23 protein-coding genes are annotated in these 23721 nt (G+C 33.6%); 20 read left to right on the forward strand and 3 right to left on the reverse strand.

Features of this window, described 5'->3' with window-relative positions:
- Window positions 1–10: 10 nt before the first annotated feature.
- The 3 genes from MWU56_RS03110 to MWU56_RS16650 all read left to right on the forward strand — a co-directional run bounded on the left by MWU56_RS03110 (window position 11) and on the right by MWU56_RS16650 (window position 1046).
- Entirely contained in the window at window positions 11–370 is a 360-nt protein-coding gene (locus MWU56_RS03110; RefSeq protein ID WP_247042148.1) for a DUF1801 domain-containing protein, read from the forward strand.
- Between the two features lie 36 nt (window positions 371–406).
- On the forward strand, window positions 407–763 hold the full coding sequence (locus tag MWU56_RS03115; protein WP_247042150.1) for an iron chaperone: 357 nt from the start codon (window positions 407–409) through the stop codon (window positions 761–763).
- Window positions 764–929: 166 nt separating this feature from the next.
- The gene (locus MWU56_RS16650) at window positions 930–1046 is read left to right on the forward strand and encodes a DUF4180 domain-containing protein (protein ID WP_410548927.1); all 117 of its coding nucleotides are present in this window, start codon (window positions 930–932) and stop codon (window positions 1044–1046) included.
- Between the two features lie 176 nt (window positions 1047–1222).
- Here MWU56_RS16650 and MWU56_RS03120 read toward each other — a convergent pair whose 3' ends face one another.
- A complete protein-coding gene (locus MWU56_RS03120) occupies window positions 1223–2293 on the reverse strand; it encodes a hypothetical protein (RefSeq protein ID WP_247042152.1) in 1071 nt (356 codons plus the stop codon).
- Between the two features lie 342 nt (window positions 2294–2635).
- Between MWU56_RS03120 and MWU56_RS03125 the strand changes: the two genes are divergently transcribed.
- From MWU56_RS03125 to MWU56_RS03155, 7 genes are all read left to right on the forward strand, one after another.
- Window positions 2636–3160: an RNA polymerase sigma factor gene (locus MWU56_RS03125; RefSeq protein ID WP_247042154.1), complete on the forward strand. Its 525-nt coding sequence runs from the start codon at window positions 2636–2638 to the stop codon at window positions 3158–3160.
- Window positions 3161–3209: 49 nt separating this feature from the next.
- Complete coding sequence (locus MWU56_RS03130; protein ID WP_247042157.1) at window positions 3210–4115, forward strand: FecR family protein; 906 nt, start codon at window positions 3210–3212, stop codon at window positions 4113–4115.
- Entirely contained in the window at window positions 4102–6600 is a 2499-nt protein-coding gene (locus MWU56_RS03135; protein ID WP_247042163.1) for a TonB-dependent receptor plug domain-containing protein, read from the forward strand. Before MWU56_RS03130 ends, MWU56_RS03135 begins: the two co-directional genes overlap by 14 nt.
- A gap of 240 nt (window positions 6601–6840) precedes the next feature.
- Complete coding sequence (locus MWU56_RS03140) at window positions 6841–7293, forward strand: 5' nucleotidase, NT5C type (protein ID WP_247042165.1); 453 nt, start codon at window positions 6841–6843, stop codon at window positions 7291–7293.
- A 670-nt stretch (window positions 7294–7963) separates the two neighbouring features.
- Window positions 7964–9163 carry a serine hydrolase domain-containing protein gene (locus MWU56_RS03145; RefSeq protein ID WP_247042167.1) on the forward strand — a complete coding sequence of 400 codons (1200 nt, stop codon included), beginning with the start codon at window positions 7964–7966 and terminating at the stop codon, window positions 9161–9163.
- A 339-nt stretch (window positions 9164–9502) separates the two neighbouring features.
- Window positions 9503–10588: a ParB/Srx family N-terminal domain-containing protein gene (locus MWU56_RS03150; RefSeq protein ID WP_247042169.1), complete on the forward strand. Its 1086-nt coding sequence runs from the start codon at window positions 9503–9505 to the stop codon at window positions 10586–10588.
- The gene (locus tag MWU56_RS03155) at window positions 10566–11486 is read left to right on the forward strand and encodes a restriction endonuclease (protein WP_247042171.1); all 921 of its coding nucleotides are present in this window, start codon (window positions 10566–10568) and stop codon (window positions 11484–11486) included. The genes MWU56_RS03150 and MWU56_RS03155 overlap by 23 nt, the downstream gene beginning before the upstream one ends.
- Before the next feature lie 453 nt (window positions 11487–11939).
- Here the strand turns inward: MWU56_RS03155 and MWU56_RS03160 are convergent, their stop codons facing one another.
- Window positions 11940–12866, reverse strand: a complete 927-nt coding sequence (locus MWU56_RS03160; RefSeq protein ID WP_247042173.1) for a DMT family transporter — start codon at window positions 12864–12866, stop codon at window positions 11940–11942.
- Window positions 12867–12960: 94 nt separating this feature from the next.
- Here MWU56_RS03160 and MWU56_RS03165 point away from each other — a divergent pair, with 94 nt between their 5' ends.
- On the forward strand, window positions 12961–13842 hold the full coding sequence (locus MWU56_RS03165; protein WP_247042181.1) for a LysR family transcriptional regulator: 882 nt from the start codon (window positions 12961–12963) through the stop codon (window positions 13840–13842).
- Window positions 13843–14318: 476 nt separating this feature from the next.
- Here MWU56_RS03165 and MWU56_RS03170 read toward each other — a convergent pair whose 3' ends face one another.
- Window positions 14319–14663 (reverse strand): DUF983 domain-containing protein, encoded by a 345-nt coding sequence (locus MWU56_RS03170; RefSeq protein WP_247042182.1) that lies wholly within the window; start codon window positions 14661–14663, stop codon window positions 14319–14321.
- A 91-nt stretch (window positions 14664–14754) separates the two neighbouring features.
- On the opposite strand from MWU56_RS03170, the gene MWU56_RS03175 reads away from it, so the two are divergent.
- From MWU56_RS03175 to MWU56_RS03215, 9 genes are all read left to right on the forward strand, one after another.
- Window positions 14755–15630, forward strand: coding sequence for an AraC family transcriptional regulator (locus tag MWU56_RS03175; protein WP_247042183.1), 876 nt, complete (start codon window positions 14755–14757; stop codon window positions 15628–15630).
- Window positions 15631–16092: 462 nt separating this feature from the next.
- Window positions 16093–16527, forward strand: a complete 435-nt coding sequence (locus MWU56_RS03180) for a hypothetical protein (RefSeq protein ID WP_247042184.1) — start codon at window positions 16093–16095, stop codon at window positions 16525–16527.
- A gap of 486 nt (window positions 16528–17013) precedes the next feature.
- Window positions 17014–17391, forward strand: coding sequence for a nuclear transport factor 2 family protein (locus tag MWU56_RS03185; RefSeq protein ID WP_247042185.1), 378 nt, complete (start codon window positions 17014–17016; stop codon window positions 17389–17391).
- 24 nt (window positions 17392–17415) lie between these two features.
- Window positions 17416–17850: a cupin domain-containing protein gene (locus MWU56_RS03190; RefSeq protein ID WP_247042187.1), complete on the forward strand. Its 435-nt coding sequence runs from the start codon at window positions 17416–17418 to the stop codon at window positions 17848–17850.
- A 91-nt stretch (window positions 17851–17941) separates the two neighbouring features.
- Complete coding sequence (locus MWU56_RS03195; protein WP_247042189.1) at window positions 17942–18805, forward strand: DUF5694 domain-containing protein; 864 nt, start codon at window positions 17942–17944, stop codon at window positions 18803–18805.
- A 160-nt stretch (window positions 18806–18965) separates the two neighbouring features.
- Window positions 18966–19778: a hypothetical protein gene (locus MWU56_RS03200; protein ID WP_247042191.1), complete on the forward strand. Its 813-nt coding sequence runs from the start codon at window positions 18966–18968 to the stop codon at window positions 19776–19778.
- 450 nt (window positions 19779–20228) lie between these two features.
- Window positions 20229–21011: a DUF6090 family protein gene (locus tag MWU56_RS03205; protein ID WP_247042193.1), complete on the forward strand. Its 783-nt coding sequence runs from the start codon at window positions 20229–20231 to the stop codon at window positions 21009–21011.
- Between the two features lie 333 nt (window positions 21012–21344).
- Window positions 21345–22271: an alpha/beta fold hydrolase gene (locus tag MWU56_RS03210; protein ID WP_247042195.1), complete on the forward strand. Its 927-nt coding sequence runs from the start codon at window positions 21345–21347 to the stop codon at window positions 22269–22271.
- 92 nt (window positions 22272–22363) lie between these two features.
- Window positions 22364–23434, forward strand: a complete 1071-nt coding sequence (locus tag MWU56_RS03215) for a DUF6090 family protein (protein WP_247042197.1) — start codon at window positions 22364–22366, stop codon at window positions 23432–23434.
- The last annotated feature ends 287 nt before the right edge of the window (window positions 23435–23721 follow it).

Below are 23721 nucleotides of genomic sequence, written 5' to 3' on the forward strand. Positions count from 1 at the left end.
TAAATACTTAATGAGTACCATCAATCAATTCATAGAAGATAAAATCAAGGAAGAGTACCAGCCTATCTTCTCAAAATTTAAGGGCTTGATTAATGCAAAATTCCCAATGCTAAAAGAGGAAATGCGCGGAGGAACCGAGAAGTATTATGGCGTTCCAGTGTATCGGCACAACAGCATTATCATCACGGTGAGTCCTACTAAAAAAGGGATTACGTTCTCATTTACAGACGGGAAACAGTTTGAAGACAAATACAATCTATTGGAAGGGGTTGGTAATAAATCGTTGAACTTAAGACTGAGTGATCCTAAAGATTTTAAAGATGATATTTTTGAATATTACATTTTACAAGCGATTGATTTGGATAGGTAGAAAAACTTGATTTAAAAGAGTAGAAAAACAATAAATATGGAAAATTTTAAACCAAAAACAGTAGATGAGTTTATCGATAATTCTCCCATTGAATCACGAGAAGTGATGATTGAACTTAAAAAGCTGATTGAAACTACTGCGCCAACTGCTGAAAGCGGCATCAGTTGGAATGTGCCTATTTACAAATATCACGGTATTCTTGCTGGCTTTTCGCTGGCCAAAAAGCACGTAAGTTTTGGCATCGATTCTTTAACGGATGATGTTCGTGAAACCCTTCATGCGAAAGGGTATAAAACGGGCAAGAAAACCATTCAGATAAAGTTTGACCAAAAGGTCCCAACTACGGAAATAGAACTACTGATTAAAGAACAGGCTAAATTAAACAAGGTCTGACCTTAAAAAATGGATTAAGGGAGCATCTGCATGTTATTGGTATGGTCGCAGAAAACATCTCAAGTGAGATATTAAATGACACCATAAATATCGGCTTGAATTTACTTGGAAACTCGTACCATCAAGAGTTTGATAAAATAATCTCTTCGAAATAAATCTTCCTCTGATTTTTTTTAGTCTACAGATAAGACTTGCAGTCGATATATCCCAGAAATTCACACAATACAATATGGCTTTAACCATTATTGGGACTTCACGAAATCCGAAATATAGGCAGGCTTAGAAATAATCAACTGAAGCTGTGGCATATCCGTCTTTTCAACCGAATGTAGTAAATCGTATTTTTTGGGTATTCTTAAAACAAAAAACCAACCACAACTAGTTATGTGGTTGGTTTTAACTATCTATAAGTAAGCTAAGGGGATTTTGTTGTGGTGAATAATTAAAAGCCTTGTTTAATTATGGGTTACAATTATTGTTTTGGAACTCCAGTTCGTCATCATCACCGATTTCAAAGCTCACTTCAACCCCATCATCATCATCATCATCATCATTTTCAATTTCGTCTAAATACCAGGTATCATTAATATCATCCAAACCTGGAATTGAAAAGACCACAGTAATATTATTTCCTGTTCCACTTGCGGTCCATGTACCATTGGCTGAATCTTCATTCCAAGTTACTGTTACGGTATTATCTGCTAAGAAATTAAAACTATAGCCCGAAAAGTTATCTTCAAGATCATCGTCGTTTCGTTCCAATTCGTCAATATACCAACCAGAACATGAGGTTAGAATAGATGTTAATTGGCTTGGCGTACAATCATTACAGTCGTCATCACCATAATCATAATCGTCGTCCTCATCACAATCATCGTCATAATCATCTATGGCATCATCCAGGGCATCAAAATCGTGAATTATAATTTCAGATCCATCAGCAACTATAATGCTTATAGGAAATTCAAAACCAATCAAATCATCTTCATCTATATCATCTATAAATTCATAAAGATTATAATCATTGGTAAAGGTCAATGTGGCAATAACTTCATTATTGGTGTTAAATATAGACGCTGAAATGGGGTATACAAAATCCAAACATTCGATGTCATCATCAATTTCATTTTCATCGTTGCAATCATCTGCATAATCTTCTAATTGGTCCAGACTATTGACTTCCAACTCTGTATAATCTGCAAAAACAATGGTGATGGGAAAATCGATGTCAATAATGTCGTCGTCATCGTCAAATTCATCCAGCAGGTCTTCAAGATCATCGTAATCATCAATATTGGTAATTGTTAGTTCCGTACCATTTATGGTCAGATCAATTGGAAGTTGGATCGTAAAACAGTTTGCATTGTAAACGATATTATCTACAGAACCATCGTTCATGGCAACTCTTTGAATCTGGTTCGCTAAAGCTGAATTAGCTTCTAAAGTGGATTCTGCAGGTGGGTCGATACTTAAATCATCTTCTGTTCTACATGATGTTATGGTTAAAAATAAACCTAATAAGACAAACATGAGAGGTTTAAACATTTTCATAATTAAATTGTTTTTTAGCATTAAGGTTACACTTATTATTTTTAAAGACATTTATAATTGCTGCCTTTATACTTAGAACAACTTACTGAATGAATGTCCCAAAAATTTTATTGTTTTTTTTAATCTTACATTCTAATTATAACTTTTTCAGACTTTTACGGAATATATTTTTTTCCAAAAGTAATTGAACAAAGTTGCTTCTATTGGTCATAGGTTGTTCATGGGGCCTTAAAAGTTGATGTTTTGGTAATATTGACATTTTTACAGTGTTTTTAAAAAAGTATACTTTTAAGGTTTTAATTTTTTTAAGCCCACAAATAATTGCCTAAGTCACTCCACAAAAATGTCTGTGATAAATTGCGCTTTTCCCATCTCTACGAAAAGTATGCACAGAGTATGAGCAATATTCTATATTATAAATATGGAAGCCTACTAAACCCTTCCGATAAAGTTCAGGATGCTTTTATTAAATTATGGGAAAACTGCGCCAAGGTAGCTCCAGAGGCGGCAAAATCATATCTATACACCGTTGCGAACAATTTAATGCTCAATGAAGTAAAGCACCGGAACATTGTGTTTAAACATCAGGAGGTAAAACCTAAGGACTACACCAATGAAACACCGGAGTTCATGTTGCGTAAAAAGGAATTTTTAAAACGTTATGAAACTGCATTGTCCAATTTAAAGGAAGAAGAACGCGTGGCTTTTCTACTAAGCAAAGTAGATGGTAAAACACATCGGGAAATAGCAGAATTACTAAATGTCACCAAAAAAGTTGTGGAACACAGGATTTATGCCGCTTTAAATAAATTAAAAGACCAATTGGAAGAATTGAATCAAAAATAATTTTGGGACAATTGAAAGCTGAGTTGTTTTATAAGTATAGCATCTAGTTATGGACAAAGAAGATTTACTGAAAAAATGGTTGGACAACAACTTATCCGAAGCAGAGGCGGAAGCTTTTAAAGCTTTGGATGATGCGCCACTATATGAAGAAATAGTGGTAGAAGCGCAGCGGTTCAGTGGTAGTAAACAGGCAAAAGTCCCTTCTTTTGAAGCGCTGGAAAAACAGTTGCACCATAAAAAAACATCGCCCATCAACTGGATGAAGGTAGCTTCCAGATTTGCAGCTGTTTTCGTGATAGGACTAACCGTGTTTTTGTTTTGGAACAATAATAAGGCAAGTACCATAGCAACCGATTTGGCACAAAAAGAAACGATCACACTCCCAGATAACTCTATCGTTCAGCTAAATGAATTGTCCCAACTCACCTATACCCCTTCCAATTGGGATGAAGAAAGAGCATTGGATTTGAAAGGGGAAGCATTCTTCGATGTCGCAAAAGGAAAGCAATTCACTGTAAATACCGCATTTGGCAAAGTTACTGTCTTGGGCACCGAATTCAATGTATTCACAAAAGACAGTATTTTTAAAGTAAGCTGTTATGAAGGTTTAGTACAAGTGAGCTTTAATACCAAGACCATTGAATTGCCGGCAGGTTCTGAGTTTGTTTTAGCATCGGGAACCGCTAAAAAATCCAATATTACCGTTGCAGAGCCCTATTGGCTCAATAATATGAGTGTGTTTAAAGACGCACCTATAAATGCCGTATTTGTAGCATTGGAAAAACAATATAACATTACAATTACCCCCACTATAAATACCGAAGGTTTACGATTTACAGGTGCATTCGAACACAACGACCTTAATAGTGCTTTAAAAGCTATTACGCAACCTCTTGACTTGACCTATAGTGTTACAGATAATAAAAAGGTCACAATACAGAATGCTAATAATTAAAGTAATAATTTTTCTGGCAAGTTTTCTTTGTTGCTTTTCAATAAGTGCACAAACTACTGACGAAAAGGTCGATGTAGCACATGTGATCCATCTGGTTGCAAAAGCACACAACATTACTTTTAACTATAAAAGTGATTTGCTACAAAACGTGTATGTAACCCCATTGAAAGAAAACCAAAGCCTTATTGCCAATATTAAAAGCCTGGAAGAACAAACCCATTTAGTTTTCACACGAATTAGCGATAAGGTCATAGCTATATCTAAAACCGTTACCGTTTGTGGCCATATACTGGACGGGGCAGAAAATCCACTTTATGGCGCAACAATCCATACCAAGAATGGCTATACCGTAGCTGATGAAGATGGTTATTTTACATTGGAAGCACGATTGTTAGACGCTGTTTTGACCATTCGCTTTATTGGTTTTAAAACCGTGGAACGCAAAGCTGTGGATTTTGATCTGGAAAATTGCGACTATATCCTAATGGAGGAAGAAGCGGAAGCGTTGCGACCGGTGACCCTAAATGGTTATTTGATCAAAGGTATCGACAAACATGAGGACGGCAGTATTGGAATTGATTATAACAAATTCACCTTGTTGCCAGGCCTTATTGAATCGGACGTATTGCATACGGTACAGGCACTGCCCAGTGTACTCAGTGTAGATGAAACAGTTTCCAATATAAACATCAGAGGCGGATCGCACGACCAAAACCTGATTCTTTGGGATGGTATTAAAATGTACCAATCCAGTCATTTTTTTGGGTTGATCTCTAGTTTTAACCCACTAATGACACAAACAGCGACGGTAATCAATAACGGTACGGATGCTTCATATACCGATGGGGTTTCCGGGACTATAGACATGCAGTCCAATAAAGCCATTGCACCAACATTTGAAGGGTCTTTTGGTGTTAACCTGCTTAATGCAGATGTGTTTTTGAACATTCCTTTCGGAACAAAATCCTCTGTACAAGTTGCTGCGAGAAAATCCATAGACGCATTGGTGCGAACACCCACGTACAGCACCTATTTTGAACGCGTTACACAACACACGGAGGTAGAGGAAAATACATCGGACGTTAGCAATTCCAATCATTCTTTTGATTTTTACGACACCTCTTTACGATGGTTGTACAAACCATCGGAAAAAGATTATATACGGTTAAATGCCCTATGGGTAAACAACGATTTAACTTTTGATGAATCCGCATTTGTCAACGGGTCACAAGAAACCAAGGAAAGCCGTATATCCCAACACAGTATTTCCGCTGGTTTGCATTACAAACGACAGTGGAACAATAAAGTAAGTACCGTTGTAAACGTTTACAATACCGACTATAAATTACAGGCCATAAATGCAAATATTATGGCAGAACAGCGCTTTTTACAGGAAAATATAGTTTCGGAAACATCGGTAAAAGCAGAGGGCTTTTATTCCCAAAACCAATGGCGGTTAAATTTGGGCTACAATTTTATCGAATCAAAAGTTACAAATCTTAATGATATTGACGAGCCAATATACGTAAGGCGCGATGAAGAAGTGGTAAGGGAACAGGCCGCTTTTGCACAAGCACAGTTTCAAAATGAAAACAAAGATATTACCGTAAAGGTAGGTTCGAGGGTAAATTATATTAAAAAATTCAATGTGCTGCTCACAGAACCCCGTTTAAGTATTCGCAAGGCCTTGGGTAAACATTTTGAATTGGAGGCCTTAGGCGAATTTAAGCATCAAAACACCTCGCAGATCATCAATTTTCAAAATGACTTTTTAGGCGTGGAAAAACGACGATGGCAACTCACAGACAATGATAGTATACCAATCATTAAAAGCAAGCAGGCATCGGTAGGATTACTGTATAAAAATAAAGGCTGGTTGTTAGATGCAAAGGCTTACGTAAAAAACGTTGATGGCATTACCACCCAAAGCCAAGGTTTTACCACGAAATACGAATTTGAAAAAGAACAAGGAAGTTATGATATCATAGGTGCTGAATTTTTGATGCGGAAAAATTTCAATACGTTAAGTACGTGGTTGAGTTATTCATATATGCAGAACACGTATCACTTCGAGAAACTTGAGGACACAGAATTTCCAAGCAATTTTGATATTACCCACGCTTTTACATTGGGGAGTACATATAGCAGCAATTCTTGGAATATCTCTGCAGGATTAAACTATAGAACAGGGAAGCCAACATCCATACCCATGCAAGGCAATGAAGTTATAGAGGGTTCCATTAATTTTGATACCGCAAACAACGAAAGATTATTGTACTATTTTAGAATCGACGCTTCTACGCTTTATAAATTTAAAATAAATAGAAAATTACGTTCAGAAATAGGGGTTTCAGTTTGGAACATTACCAATTTTATAAACCCGATAAACAATTATTATAGGATCAACGCGGAAAATAGTGCTACGGAGTTTACGCGATATTCCTTAGGAACCACAACCAACGCTATTTTGCGGCTGTATTTTTAAAGAGTGTCCAATTAAGCGAATTGTAGTTCTGTTCAGAACGAAAACCTAAGTTTTGATAGGCCCGTTTGCATATTTAGCTCCTCCTATGCCGGAACATTTATGTTGATAATTAAGGAATAAGAGTACTGCATAACTAATTGAATTTGTAAATAAATCCCCGAAATTCGTTATCGGTCATTATAAATCAATAAAATAGATTGATATCTCAATATGTTGTGCATCCATAAATAATGAAAACAAATGAAAAAGATTATTTACATAGATATGGATAATGTTCTTGTCGATTTCAAAACAGGAATAGACAAACTTGATAAAAATATCATTCATGAATACGAGGGAAGGCTAGACGAAGTTCCTAATATTTTTTCGCTAATGGAACCCTACCCTAATGCAATAAGATCTGTTCAAGAGCTTTCTGATAAATATGATCTGTATATTCTTTCAACAGCGCCATGGTTAAATCCAAGTGCTTGGATAAATAAAATAGAATGGGTACATAAACACTTTGGTAAAGAAGAAAATAGTTTGTTCTATAAGAGGTTGATTATATCACACAATAAGAATTTAAATTCCGGAGATTATTTAATTGATGATAGACCTAACAATGGCGCAAAAGATTTTAAAGGGGAATGGATTCACTTCGGAAGCCAAGAATTTCCTAATTGGGATAAGGTAATAGACTATTTAATATAAATAAATAAAAAGGGAGCCGAACGCACAACAATAGATATGAAGCCACACTCCCTCTAGGTCGCACAGACCCATATCCAAACCGTTACCAGCAATTAAAATAAATACCGATAAATAGTTATGAATGATATGGTCGTAAGTATAATATTGATTATCATTTTGTGTTGCCATTTAGCAGTCCTTATCGTTGGGTATAAAACGGGAGAAACAACTTTAATAATATCGTATTTAAATGCCGTTTTTGTGATTGGTCTATTTGTTTTTTGGGCTATTAATAGTTTGAATAAAAAACAATATAACTTCGAAATGAACGAATTATATGTAATATGTCTAGAAGCTTTTATTTTAATATTCGCCCTTTACTCTAGTATAGGTTTTCATAATAAAACCTATGTAAAAGTCATAAACAGTATAGGCTTTGGAATTCATTTATTGGCTACAGCAGGAATGCTTTATTTTATATCGACATTCAAATTTGATAGACTTTTTTAAGATAAAATGCTCTTGCCAATTAGTAGTTGAGAAATCTGATTAATTACGTAGTTCAAACTTAACTTATGTAAATCCTCGCGGATTTACTATTCGGTTTGTATTTGCTAAATTAGGTACTTGAAACACGTAATTAACCATACACAAGACCGTTACCAGCACGCAAGACAATAGCTATATAGCAATGAAAAAAATAATTACGACCTTAATCTTAAATATTCTTGTCAGCACAGTTTATTGTCAGACAAATGACTCTACCTCAATAAAATTAACTGTAGAACTTGAAAAAATATACTCAAGAAAACATATTAACGGATTCTCTGTAGCTATTGTAAATCAAGATGGGACTTTATATAAAAAAGGGTTTGGGTACTCTAATATTAAAGCAAACAAGAAATACACTAATAATACCATTCAAAACATTGCTTCCATTTCCAAAACTATTATTGGCATTGCATTGCTAAAAGCTCAGGAACTTGGAAAACTTAACTTAGACGACCCTATAAACAAACACTTATTATTCAATGTAAGTAATCCATATTTCCCTGATGAACAAATTACAATACGACAATTAGCAACTCACACATCTAGTATTAAAGATCCTTCAAGATACGAGAAGAACGGATATATTTTAAAAGAAAAAGAGAATAAGGAGGCTAAAGTAAATAGTAATTTTCGTTTACCTGATGAAAAAATAATTCTGGATGATTTTTTAAAAAACATATTAAGTAAAGAGGGAAAATGGTACAAGAAAAATAATTTTTTAAAGACAAGGCCCGGAGCTGTATTCGAATATTCAAATGTTGCCGCAGGATTAGCTGCCTTACTAATAGAAAAAGCAACAAATCAATCATTCAACGAATTCACGAATGAACATATTTTCAAACCAATTGAAATGTCTAGCACAGGGTGGTCTTTTAATGAAGTAGATTTTTCAAAGCATTCTAAACTATATCTAAATAATGAAACTGAAATAGCTTTTTATAAATTGGTTAATTATCCAGATGGCGGTTTAATTACTTCATCGACTGATTTGGGAAAATATTTAACTGAATTAATTGCTGGTTATAGCGGAAATGGCAAAATCTTAAATAACAATAGCTACAAGGAGTTATTTAAACCTCAATTGACCGATATAAATTATACCGAAAGAAATGAAAACATCTACAATGATGAATACAATATGGGTGTTTTTATGGGAATATCTGCTCACGGACAAATAGGTCATACTGGTGGCGACCCAGGGGTTGCAACACATATGTTCTTCAATTCTGAAACTAAAATCGGAAAGCTTTTGATTGTAAATACCGACCTTAGAAAAGAAGGAATAAAGGAATTTATAGACATATGGAACAAATTAGAAGAATATGAAACTAAATTATAAGCCCACTGGTAAGTCGGGCCTATAACGAAACCTCCCTCCTCTCTCTGTGTACCTTCTTCCACAATCATCAATCCTTTTCGAAGCAAACGTCATTTTGAATTGAGGCATAGTAACGATGCATAAATCTGGATTTCTCACCCTCCCCTAAACTCGGTTCGTTATAACACCAAGACATAAAACAGGCCACATACCATCACTTTTCTGTTGATAATTAGGGTATAACAGTATCGTTCACTCCATTGCTATTGACAAAAAAATCCCCGAACTTCGTTATCGGTCGATATAAATCATTAAAACAGATTCATATCTCAATACGTTGTATGCCATTAAAAAAACGACATGAAAGAAACGATAAAATTTAAAGATCAAATAATACCATTTGATTCATTGTACCTAGACCCAAACAACCCTAGATTCTTATCAATGGACGAACCTGAGAGTAAAGTTCCACCTGATAGAATAAAAGAGGTCGATGTTCAAGAAGCTGCATTCCAGAAAATGCTTAGACCAGAATTTCAAGTTAGAGCATTGAGAGATTCAATTCTTGAAATAGGCTATCTACCAATGGATAGAATTGTTGTTTCAAAATTAGACGATGACTCTTTTGTTGTTATTGAAGGTAATAGAAGATTAGCTGCAATTCTATGGATTGAACAGATGATTAAAGAAGGTGCCAAAGACAAATCGATCCGATCGACCTATGAAAATCTCACAGTGAGCGTTTTAGAGTCAGAAAGTGATACTGATATAAATCGATTAAAAGTACAGGGTGTAAGACATATATCAGAGGCGAGACCTTGGGGCACATATCAAAAAGCTCAATTAATTAGATCGTTAATTGAAAATGAAGGTTTATCCCCTCAAGATGTAGCACTAGCAATCGGCTACAGAACACAAGAAGTAAATCGTATTTATAGTGCATACCTTCTCCATAAACAAATGCACGATGATGATGACTATGGACAATATGCGACTCCAGAGCACATTAATTACTTTTATGAACTAGTAGGTCGAAAAAAATTAAGAGAGTTTTTTGGGTATGATAACGATACAGGCCTATTTGAAGAAGTAGATAACGACTACCATTTATTTTTTAAGTGGATAATTGAGGACCCAGATAATGGTCATAGAAAAAAGTTAAACTCAACTCGTGATGTGCGAGAATTAACCAAAATCATAGCTTCAAGTGAAGCATGGGATAAACTGCTTGAAGATAGGACTTCAATTACTGAAGCTTTGGCTGTTGCACTAAAATATAATACTGTTAATTGGAAAAAAGAAGTTACTCAAGCAATTGACAGCCTTGAAAAAATCCCACTTGATCAATTAGAGAAATTTAATGATGAAGATATTGAATTGCTCAATAAATTGAAATCTATGATTACTAAAAGAGTAGCTATATATGACCAAGTCAAAGGAATATAAGTTACACGTCCAAGATTATTTTTTTGAAATTTTGGAAAGATTTAATCCTTCACAGAATTTGGATATTAATCAGGGTCTAGATAAATACCTATCTAATAAAAAAGTATTTCTCAAAGAAGCAGAGTTTAATGATGCATTAAAATCATTAAAGACAAAACTTAGAAACCACATAAAATATAAAATTAATAAAAGCAGTCTTTCAAAATTTGAGTTCAGTAAGTCTGACGACAATTTAATTATAGGAATTGCTAAAAGAAATCCAGTTTACAAGGAAACACCAGCAATTGTTAGATACTTGCTAAACTGCGATGATAAGGATTTTGAGTTAATAAGTGCCGTTTTAGTAAACCACTTACTCACTGAGTATTCCGTAGTCACTAGAAAAAGTGCTGATGGCGGAATTGATTTTGTTGGAAAAGGAGATTTTTCAAAAGCAATTGACCCAAAAATTGATACTGTACTATCTAAAAAAAATAATGTAATCTTTAGGGTTGTTGGTCAATCTAAAAGATATAATCCGAAATCAGTTAAAATCAAAACGAAAGATATAAGGGAATTCTATGGTAGCGCAAAAATCTTGCAAAATGCACTTGATGAACATTACCTTTCAGGATGGCTAGGCGATAGTAAAATCCTATCAGAAATAAGACTAGCTGACCCTTTTCTTTTAGTTTACATAACAACAACATATTACAGTTCTGATTCTATTGCATTGTCTGATAAACTAGGAATTCTAGTTTTTGATATTGATGATATTGCCTTTGAAATAATTGAACATTCCATTGGGTTAGATAATAATGAATTTGATGAAGTAAAGTTTTTACGAGAAATAAAAAAACGGCATACAACAAAACCTATAAGCAATAGCGCCCTGCGGGACGCTACTGCTCATAGCTAAACCGATAACGAAACCTCCCTCCTCTCTCTGTGTACCTTCTTCCACAACCATCAAGCCTTTTCGAAGCAAAGCAAACGTCATTTTGAATTGAGGTCCAAAGTAACCATTAAGAAGTCGAGATTTCTCACCTTCCCTCCTGGAGGTTCGAAATGACCCCAAACCTACCCCCTACATACCGTAACTTTAATGTTGATAATTCAGGGATATGAGAACTGATTACACGATTGATATTGAGAAAAAAATCCCGAACTTCGTTATCGGTTGATATAAATCATTAAAACAGATTCATATCTCAATACGTTGTGCATAATGCAAAAAACGTCTTGCCAAGATTCAAAATTACGCAATAAAAGTTTTCAGAAAGTTTAAAATAAGGTATCGTAAGAGCATAAAATTTTTCCAACTCATCATCCATACAAAAATTTCTATGCCCTTACTCGTTCTGTACTTCAATTAAACATGCAACACTTTCGTTGTTTTATCATAAGCCAAATTGTTTTTAGACTTTCCAAACTTGTTCAAAATCAGAACACCTATAAGTATTCCTAACATCCCTAAATAATGCCAAAAAACCAACTTTTCGCCATCTAAAACACCCCAAAGCACAGCAACAACGGGAATTAGATATGTAAGCGAACTAGCAAAAACAGCTGAAGATTTTTGAATTAATTGGTTTTGCATAAACTGAGCTAAAGCTGTTCCCAAGACACCTAATGTAACTAATGATAGCAACGGAAAAACTTGTTGCTCACTAACGTTGATATACGACTCATATCCACTAAAAAATAAAAAAAGAAAGCCGAATATTCCTGAAAAAGAAACAGCAATTGTGGTTACGTGAAGTGAATTAACATCAGATAGATATGTTTTTACAATATTAAAATTTAATCCGTAACAAATAGTTGCAACAATGATTAATAAAGCATATTCGTTTAACGAAAATGTGCTTCTTATATTAATCAAAATTAAAAAACTAGCAGAAATAAAACCTATAGCAAGACCCAACCATTGTAATTTATTAATAGATTTTCTAAAAAATAGTAATCCAAGAACACTTGTAAACATTGGAACTAAAGCATTTAATATTCCTGCAAGTGAGCTACTAATTTGAGATTGTGCGATACTAAACAGATAGGATGGAAAAACCATACTCAACAAGCTTACTAGTAAAATTACTGGAACTTTTTCACTTGGTATTTTTCTAATATGCCGAATGGCAAAAAAAAGCATTACTAAAAAAGCAGCTACTAACCGGATAGTTGCAGCCTGCCAAACCGTATAACCTTTTAATCCATTTTTAATCAAAATAAACGAACTGCCCCAAACTAAAACCAACGCTATAAAATAGAACCAAACTTTATAATTGTTTTTTACTCGCATCTCTAATATAAATTGAAATACAAAGGAAGGACACTCTATCAATTAAAAAAAATACTTAATTTTGATTAATTGATAACATATTTCAATCAATAAAATGACAACTACGCAATTACAAAACTTTTTGGTATTGACCGAAACACTGAATTTCAGAAAAGCATCGGAACGGATTTTTATTGCCCAACCCGCTTTAAGTAGGCAGATTCAGGTGCTTGAGGAAGAACTCGGTTTTTTATTGTTCGACCGTTCACGAAAGCAAATTGCGTTGACTAAATCGGGAATATTCTTTAAAACGGAGGTTTCCAAAATTTTGAACCAACTCGACCAATCCATTAAAAAAGGAGTTTTGATTAATCAGGGAAAGGCAGGCGAAGTTAAAATTGGACACGCAAGTTCGGCGATGCATACTGTCTTGCCAGACCTGTTACGATATATGGAAACGAATCTGCCCGACTTAAAATCAAGTCACGTAGAGGGAACTAATGAAATGATATTCGACAAATTGAACGACAAAGAAGTGGATTTTGGTTTTGTTCCAAACGCATTTATTCCCGATGGACTTTCGAGCCTTTCAATTTACAAAGAAAACTATCTTTTAATTTTACCCGAAGATCATCGGTTGAACACCTCTAATTTTAAGGATTTGGCGGACTGTAAAAACGAAAAATGGGTCTTGAATCCACAAACCGAGGGAGTTGGATATATGGAAGAAATTCTGAAAATCATTGGAAATTATGGGTATTCCCCAAAAATTGTGCATCGTTCGCCAAATACATCTACCGTCCTAAGAATGGTTTCTGCAGGACTTGGAATCACGATGATGGGAAAATCGACCTTAAAAGGGTTTTCGCTTGACCTAAAAAGTATAGAACTTTCTGATTTGCCATACCAATTGGATATGAAATTGGTGTGGAAAACGGAACGGGAAAATGAATTGGAATCATATCTAAATTTTTTGAAACACTATTTGAACATTTAAACATTGGAACACTTAACCCGTTACACACACTTTTACACCAACGCTTCATCCGTATATACTAACCTTAATTCTCTCTTTTGTTCTTTCTGATTTATACTATCAATTTAAAGAGAATCAAACTTAAGCCGTGTATAATTAATTGCTTGGTTCTTGCCTACTTACGAAAATACTCTCGTATTTTCTATTCGGTTTGTATTTGTTAACTTACTGGCTGAACCACGCAACTAACCATAGGTAACGATTAAGAAGTCGAGATTTCTCACCCTCCCTTCTGGAGGTTCGAAATGACCCCAAATCTCCCCCCCTACATTCCGTAACTTTAATGTTGATAATTCAGGGATATGAGAACTGCATACTTGATTAAATTTGTAAATAAATCCCCGAAATTCGTTATCGGTCGATATTAATCATTAAAACAGATACATATCTCGATACGTTGTGCATAATACTGCCAAAAATTAACTTCAAACCATACCTTAATAAAACATATATATCCAAATTGACCTTGATAATTTAAAATTGATAGTACTTAAAAGAAATGCTATCACACCAATAATGACGAAAACTTTTAAAGGCGACAAATCAATTAAATACCAAAAGATTACAAGACTTGTTATCATTTGTGCCGCCGCAAGTGCATAACTCACAAACATAGCCCCGAAAAAGAAACCAGGTTCTCTTTCAAATTTATAATTACACTCTGGACATCTATCATTCATTTTCGGAAAATTCAATAATAATATATTCCCTCCATGCATAAAAATATTTCCTTTTTTACAATTCGGACACTTACAGTTTAATGCATCAACAACTTTATTCATTACAAATATTTTATACTACAAAATTAGAATTGTAAATAATTTTTAGTCTTATAAAATATTCTCCATTATTTGTACTTTTAGGACATACAATATGAAAACACCAGTTCTAAATATTAATCAATTTAAAGAATCCGAACCACTCAACGATGTGTATATAAATTCTTTTTCGAATCACATACAGCGTAATAAGGATATAATAAACAAACCACATAGTCATAATTTCTATCTATGTGTACTATTTACTGAAGGCACAGGTGCACATGAAATTGATTTTAATTCTTATAGTATAAACCCTGGCAAGGTATTTTTTTTAAAACCAGGGCAAACACATTTTTGGAAATTTGAAACACAGCCTGAAGGATTTATCTTCTTTCATTCTCAAGAATTTTATGAGTTAAAGTTTTTAGAACATAAACTCCATTCATTTCCTTTTTTTTATTCCAATCAGAATCCTCCTGTTTTAGAATTAGCTCCAAAAAAGCTTCATGAATTAAATCTTAAGTTTCAGGAAACTTATACTGAATATTTACAAACCAATCTTTTAAGAGAGTTAAAAATAGTAAATTCACTAAACAACATTTATATAGAATTAACAAGGGCATATACAGTTAATATCAATTTGGAAAAGCTTAATTCTCTAAACTATTCTAATATACTTGAAGCTTTAGAGAGTTTAATAAACGCCCATTTTTATAGTCAAAAATTCCCTAAATTTTATGCTGATAAATTAAATATAACCACCAAGCATCTGAATAGAGTAGTAAACAAAACACTAAATAAAACGACAAGCCAATTAATTTCTGAAAGGATAATTCTAGAGGCAAAAAGATTGATTGTACATTCTCAAGACAATTTGGCCAATATCGCATATACTCTTGAATTCTCGGACTATGCCTATTTTTCAAGGTTTTTCAAATTAAAAACAGGTATGACGCCTTTGGATTTTCGGAAAAAGTATTTTAGATGAAATTTAGATTATTTAAAAGTACTATGCACAACAACAGTAAAATTAATTGCTTGGCAGTGGTCGCTTACTTAGGTATATTCCATGTTTAACTATTTGCTAATTAAACTGTTCAAACTACGCAACTGAACATCAACAAAACCGATAACGAAATCTCCCTCCTCGCCCTGTTTAACTTCTTCCACAACCACCAATCCTTTTCGAAGCAAACGTCTTTTCAAAAAAGGTGCCTAGTAACGATGCATAAATCTGGATTTATCGCCCTCCCCTAAACTCGGTTCGTTATAACACCAAAACATAAAACAGGCCACGTACCATCACTTTTCTGTTGATAATTAGGGTGTAGCAGTATCGTTCACTCCATTGCTATTGCCAAAAAAATCCCCGAACTTCGTTATCAGTCGATATAAATCATTAAAACAGATTCATATCTCAATACGTTAGTGAAAAGCTGAGGACAGAACAATGAGAAAAGAAATTAAAAAAATCAAGATGAAATTAAATTTTCTAAAACAAGGATTTTCAATTGTCAAACCAATGATAATTAGTTTGATTTTTTGCATTTCTTCATGCGATAAAAATGACATGGATAATAATAAACCTGAATTAAACGACAATTACTATGTGCAATATATAATAAAAGGAAATGGTGCTTATGGTCGTTTTAGTAATTGGACAGCCACTACGCCTCAAGGTATATATACCAATAATGGATTACAAGTTAGAAGTTGGAATCAAACATATGGTCCTGTAAACAGAGGATTTAAATGTGAAATTCAAATAGATGATTATATAAGTGGAGCTCCCACTATTGAAATACATGTTTCAAAAAACGATGAACCATTTGCATTAAAAGAAAGTGAAACGGGTGACTCGGCTTCATATACTATAGATTTTTAAAATGTTGATTAAACAATTTGACAAAAAAAGCCAGCCACTAACACCGTATAAAAAAAATTGCTAGTTTTAGCTAAACCAAAGGTAGTTACTTGTTTGCTAGCTTCTGATTTTCCTTCGGAAAATCCTCACTTACAAACACGCAACTATTCTTATACATAAACGATAACGAAACTTCCTTCCTCGCCCTGTTTAACTTCTTCCACAACCTTCAATCCTTTTCGAAGTAAACGTCTTTTCAAAAAAGGTGCCTAGTAACGATGCATAAATTTGGATTTCTCGCCCTCCCCTAAACTCGGTTCGTTATAACACCAAGACATAAAAATGGCCACATACCATCACTTTTCTGTTGATAATTAGGTTATAACAGTATCGTTCACTCCATTGCTATTGCCAAAAAAATCCCCGAAATTCGTTATCGGTCGATATAAATCATTAAAACAGATTCATATCTCAATACGTTGTGTAGCATTAAAACATTAGATGCCAATGAATATAGATCAAAACAAGAAAAACGCCATTGCATTTTACAAGACTGCCTACCACGGAGATCCTAAGTCAGCAATTGAAAAATATGTTGGTAAAGAGTATATTCAACATAATCCTGATGTGGCAAATGGAACTCAAGGCTTTATTGACTATTTCAATAGAATGCAAAACGAATACCCTAAGAAATCGATAGAATTTGTTAGGTGCATTGCGGAAGGAAATTTAGTTGCTCTCCATACACATCAAACATGGCCAGGAAACGATCAATATGTTACCATGGACTTTTTTAGATTCGATGAGAATGGAAAGATTTGCGAGCATTGGGATTCAATTCAGAAAATACCTGAAATTTCGGCCAACCCTAACACCATGTACTAAAGCCACCAATTATTTAAAATAGAAATGACGGAAAAAGAAATCATTCGTAATGGCGAAGGAAAAAATTACAACTATTCACAAGATCATTGTTTTATAAAGCTTTCTTCTAAAAACACAAACGGAGAACTATGCTTTGTTGAGGACAAAATTAAACCTGGATTCTTCTTACCAAGGCATTATCATAAAATTATGACAGAAGTCTTTTATATTCTTGAAGGAGAAGTGCAGTTAATATTTGATGATGTAACCTTAATCTGTAAACCTGGCGACACAATATCCATACCTCCCAAAATTTGGCATGCCGCAAAGTGTGAAAAAGGTGGTAAAATGCTTTCCATTTTCAAAAATGGTCAGTTCGATCAGTACTTAGAAAAATTGTCTCAAATGTCAGATAGTGATTTTGCCAATAAGGATTTAATGAAATCAGTTTCTGCTGAATTTGACATTTACACAGAATAAAACGCTACACAACAAAACCTATACGCAATGCCCTTCGGGACACTGCGCATAGCTAAACCGTTGTGCATAATGCAAAAAACAAAATTTAAAAATGAAACAAACCTTCCTATTGTTATGTATTTTATGCTTTAGCTGTAATACAGAAAATAAACCGGATGAATTAAAAACAGAAAAACCAATTGAACAAATAAATGATAAAATCAAAGTTTTAAACTTTGGGACATTTCACTTTGGTTTCACCCCTGATGCTAACAAAACAGAATTCGATGAACACAGCGAAAAAGCACAAAAAGAAATTAGAGAAATTTCAAAAATGTTAGCTCAATTTAAACCTACGATAATATGTATTGAAAACTTACCAAAATTTAATATTGAAATCAATAAAGCTTATCAAGACTTTTTAGATAATCCTACTACACTAAACACTAATTATGGTGAAAGTAGTATGATTGGTTTTGATGTTGGTAGATTGAGTGATGTAAAAAAAATATATGGAATAGATAATCATATGGGATATAATTATAGTGTTGGAGATTTTATCGAAAACAGTCCAGAACATAAAAACAACATTGATTCAAAAACATATTTACAACTAACAAATGAGCCATTTAAAGATTATCCCGAAATGGCTAGACGAGAAGAAAATTATGATAAACTGTCACTACTTGAGAAATTAAAATTAATTAATGAACCCTTACATCTTGATTATTCAATAAATACTAATGCAGATAAATTACTTTATGTAGGAATAGAGGATGGATTTGAAGGTGCTGATAATGCAGCAATATTCTATCATAGAAATATGAAGATATATTCTAACCTAAACAGAATTCCAATGACAAAAAAAGACAGAGTATTTATAATTATGGGGACTGCTCATACTGCTTTTTTAAGAGAATTTATGAGAAGAAGCCCAAAATTTGAAATGGTAAACACATTAGAATATTTAAAATAAAAACTGGCTACAACAATGGCTATAAGTAATTGCTTGTTCCTGCCTATTTCTGAAAATCCTCGCGGATTTTCAGTTTGGTGTGTACTTGCAAAGTTAAGAGCTAACCCACGCAACTACTCATAACCGAGACCGTTGCCAGCAATATTGAAAACTCATTCGAATGAAAAGGTTTTTAGAATTTATTTTTATTGGCTTGCTTTTTTGCAGCTGTACAAGTAAAAAAACTGAATTGGTGCTTCTTGGAACTGTTCATCAGACCGTCCAAAATTTTACACCTGACAGCCTTTACAATATCTTGGTTAAAATTGAGCCTGATTTGATACTTTTTGAAGTGGATTCTTCATTCTTTACCAAAGAATTTGACTTTAAGAAAACTTGGGAAAGTAATGAAAATATTGCCACTGTAAAGTACATGAACAACTTTAATGTGGATGTAAGGCCATACGATTTCACAGGAAGAAACGAATACAGGATAAAAATTGGGTCTCGACCAACAGATAGCAAAGCATTCGAATTGTTAGACAGCCTTTATAAAAATAATCAGCTGAACTCTTTGAATAAAAGAATCTATCAAAACTTTCTTGAAGCAAATGATACCCTTAATTCATTTGCCTATTTAGGTGCTCGAGCCTTTAATAACTCTGAAACAGATAAAGCTGCTGAAATCAGGCAAAAATATCATTATAAAGAGCTTTTAAGCATAATGTCTCAATATCCGCTTTTCTCTAACACCTATTATGTTAAAAATAGTGGTGACAGCATCAGTTATTTTGAAGGTTTTAAAAGGGCATCTGAATTTTGGGATTTAAGAAACCATACAATGTCTAAAAATATTTTGCACTTTGTAAAAGAGTACAATGGCAAGAAAATAATCGTGTTGAATGGTTATTTTCATAGATACTATTTGAATTCTTTAATTAAGCCTAAAGAAGAAGAATTGAATTTCACCATAAAAGAGTTTTACGAATATTAAAACAACTACCAACAATGGCTTTAAATTATTGCCTGTTCTCGCTTACTTTAGAAAGTCATGTGGAATTTCCAACTTGGTGTGTACGTGCAAAGTTAAGTGCTAGACCACGCAACGATTCATAGCCGAAACCGATAACGAAACTCCCCTCCTCGCCCTTTGTCCCTACTTCCACAACCATCAATCCTTTTCGAAGCAAACGTCGTTTTGAAATGAGGCCCAAAGTAACCATTAAGAAGTCGACATTTCTCACCCTCCCTACGCTCGGTTCGAAATGACCCCAAACCTACCCCCCACATACCGTAACTTTAATGTTGATAATTAAGGGATAAGAGAACTGCACACCTTATTAAATTTGTAAATAAATCCCCGAAATTCGTTAGCGATCAATTAATCATTAAAACAGATACATATCTCAATACGTTGTGCTTTATTATCAGAAACCGCTAACCAATGATTAAATTCTTTAGAAAAATCCGACAACAACTATTAACTGAAAATAAACTCAGTAAATATTTGATTTATGCTATAGGAGAAGTTATTCTCGTCGTAATTGGTATTCTTATTGCCCTGCAATTAAATAATCTTAATGATATAAAAAAAAACAAAGGTTATGAAAAGGAATACCTTGTTAGAATACAATTAGATATTAAGCAGGACTTAGCAGAATTAGAAAGGCTTTTTCAAGGGGATACGGTTAAATTAGATGCTTATACTTTTTTGGGACGTTATTTGCATTCAGATTCAATTCACACAGACCCTACTTTAATAGTCTCAAAGTTAGGTTATGCTTTTGGAATCCAATGGTTTGAAGGTAAAAATATAGTTTTTGATGACATGAAATCGTCTGGCAAAACAGGACTCATTACTTCAGATTCCTTAAGAAATAGTATTCAATATTACTACAGATTATTTGATGAAGTAATAAAAGAAGAGAGCGTACACAATAATTCCATCATAAAATATAGTGATAATATTTATCCTTTTTTCGAAACAGGTTCTGGGTCAGACCTTGGGATGCCAGAACGGTGGAAAGAAAACTCGAATGAAAAATCATTTTATAAATTTTATAATTCCCTGATAAACCTAGATGAAGACCAAAAACAAATAATTTCCAATAATTTTGGCCTGACAAAAGCTAACATTTTACTGAATCATAAAGTGCGACTGTTACTATACCAAGAAGGACTAAAGACAACCAAGGCCATTGATGCTTATTTAAAACAAGAAAAATAACGAAATCATACACAAACACGATAACCAAACTTCCCTCCTCGCCCTGTGTACCTTTTTCCACAACCATCAATCCTATTCGAAGCAAACATCTTTTCGCAATGAGGCATATGGTAACAATTGAGAAGTCAACATTTCTCACACCCCGTCCTAAAGGTTCGAAATGACCCCAAACCTACCCCCCACATTCCGTAACTTTAATGTTGATAATTAAGGGATAAGAGAACTGCATACCTGATTAAATATGTAAATAAATCCCCGAAATTCGTTATCGGTCGATATTAATCATTAAAACAGATACATATCTCAATACGTTATACTTAATTAAAAAATAGAATGAAAAAGGTATTTAAGTGGATGAAGCGAATTTTAATAGCAATCATTGGCTTAATTACAGTTTTAATGATTGGTCTTTATATCACTTTCTTCTTTTGGAAAAAAGCAGCAATTCAAAATTTACCTCAAAATTCGGAAGTCATAACTACATCCGAAGGACCCGTAGAATACTCTTTAAAGGGTAATTCAGACCGATATATGCTCATGATCCATGGATCGCCTGGTAGTGTACATGTTGCAGGGGGTGAATCATTTCTTAATAAAGGCTTTAGTGTATTGGCAGTCTCAAGACCCGGATATTATAAAACACCTTTATCCTCTGGGGGTACCCCCACAGACGAAGCGGCACTCTATAAAAGCTTATTGGATGAGCTAAAAATTGATTCTGTATTTGTTAATGGAATATCTGGTGGTGGCCCCCCAAGTATTCAGTTTGCAATAGATTATCCAGACAGATGTGCAGGACTGATACTATCTGCAGCAGTTTCTGAAAAAATGGAAGACACAACGGATGACAATGGCCTTTTAAGTTCATTCTTTCAAACTGAATTTGGTACATGGTTAGGAATTCAAATTGCTAAAACTCAAATGTCTAAGCAAGAAAGTGAAATCATGGATAGGTTTGTTGAAAGAGGTGTGTTCCCATTCGTGTCAATTGATGATGGTTTAGCAAACGATAACAATGTGGTTCTCCATTTAAAAGATTTTGAGATGGAAAGAATAATGTCTCCTACCATCCTATTTCATGGTGACAAAGATGAGAACGTTCCTTATACTCACTCACAGAATGCGGCCAAAAGAATACCAAATTCAACGCTTTTTGAAATGAAAGGAAAAGACCATTATGTTTTTTTTACTTCCTATAGCGATACTATTAATACTGAAATCATGCAATTTATCGACAATATAGAAACACATGAAAAATAAGTATAACACTATATATGAAATCATAGCACCTTTCGGGATGCTACGCATTATATACTAAACGTTAGCCTTCATTAAGACCAACCATTAACCAAATGATAAAATTCTTTAGAAACCTAAGACAGCGACCACTCTCAGAAAATAAATTCAGCAAATATCTACTTTATGCCATTGGAGAAATTGTGCTTGTTATTATTGGTATTCTTATCGCACTTCAAATAAATAATAAAAACGAGCAGCGTAAAACCGAAAACAAGATTGTTTCTATTTTAAAAGAAGTACAACATGATTTAGGACTAGATATTCAAAAATCGGACGAACTAATTGCCTATTATAAAACAAAAGATTCGATAATCAACTTAATACAAACAGATAAACTAACCTATGATGATTATAAAAATGATCATCTAAATGCTTTGAGAAATGCTATAATGAACGCTTTTCATATGAAAATTCATGCAAATGGCTATGCTAACCTCATAGAAAATGTTGATAATGTTCCAAAAAAGCTAGAAGCAGTTATTGAGCCATTACACGAGATCTATATTTATAATAAATACGAAATAGACAAGTTCGATAATCGATTGGACTTTATTACAGATAGAGTGATGGATGGGTTAGCCAAAAGTAAAGATTGGTATTACAGATTAAATCGGCCTCAATTAGAAGATGAGATGATTGATTTTTTCCTAAATGACCCTTACTATAAAAATGATGTAGCTCTATACCAAAATGCTGGCTGGGAAAATTTGGCAAGTTATCATGTTATGCAATTTAGAGAAAACGCAATTAATGCATACAAACAAATTAAAGCACTTGTTGAAAGTAATGAACCGCTTCCCGATTTTATACCACATAATTTAGTTGATCTAACAACAGAACAACTAAAAGAATATGTGGGCACCTATAAGGTTGTAGAGATTGAAGGTTTTAATGGTCAATTTCCTGATATGAACTATAAAATTCAGATACAAGACAATGATTTAATAGGCGTTATGAATGGAAATCTTGAAGATATAGATCTTTTCTATTTTGAAACTGCAGATAAGATATTTGGCCAGACAGATATTTACTTTAAAGGAGAGTTTATAAGAGATAGTACGAATGAAATTACTTCTTTAATTATTATGAAATTTGGAACAAGAGTTCACTTAAATAAACTTTAAACTAATTAGAAGAAATGAATAACGAAAGGCTAACATTGTACATGTAAAATTACTATTTGGCACTTAACCAATATTAGTTGTTTTGTTTGCTGGCGTCTGATTTTCCTTTGGAAAATCCTCGCACACAAACACGCAACTTTCCATGGTCAATAATCTACAGTATTTATGATTGTGAAATAATAGAGGAATCCTCGTGATTGTTATTGCGGAAAAAATCACCGTACTTCGTTACATGTACTTAATTGGATTCTATATGGGTAACTAAACCGTATTAAAAACGGTTAGTA

It is taken from the genome of Allomuricauda sp. F6463D (genome assembly GCF_023015965.1).
Taxonomy (GTDB): domain Bacteria; phylum Bacteroidota; class Bacteroidia; order Flavobacteriales; family Flavobacteriaceae; genus Flagellimonas.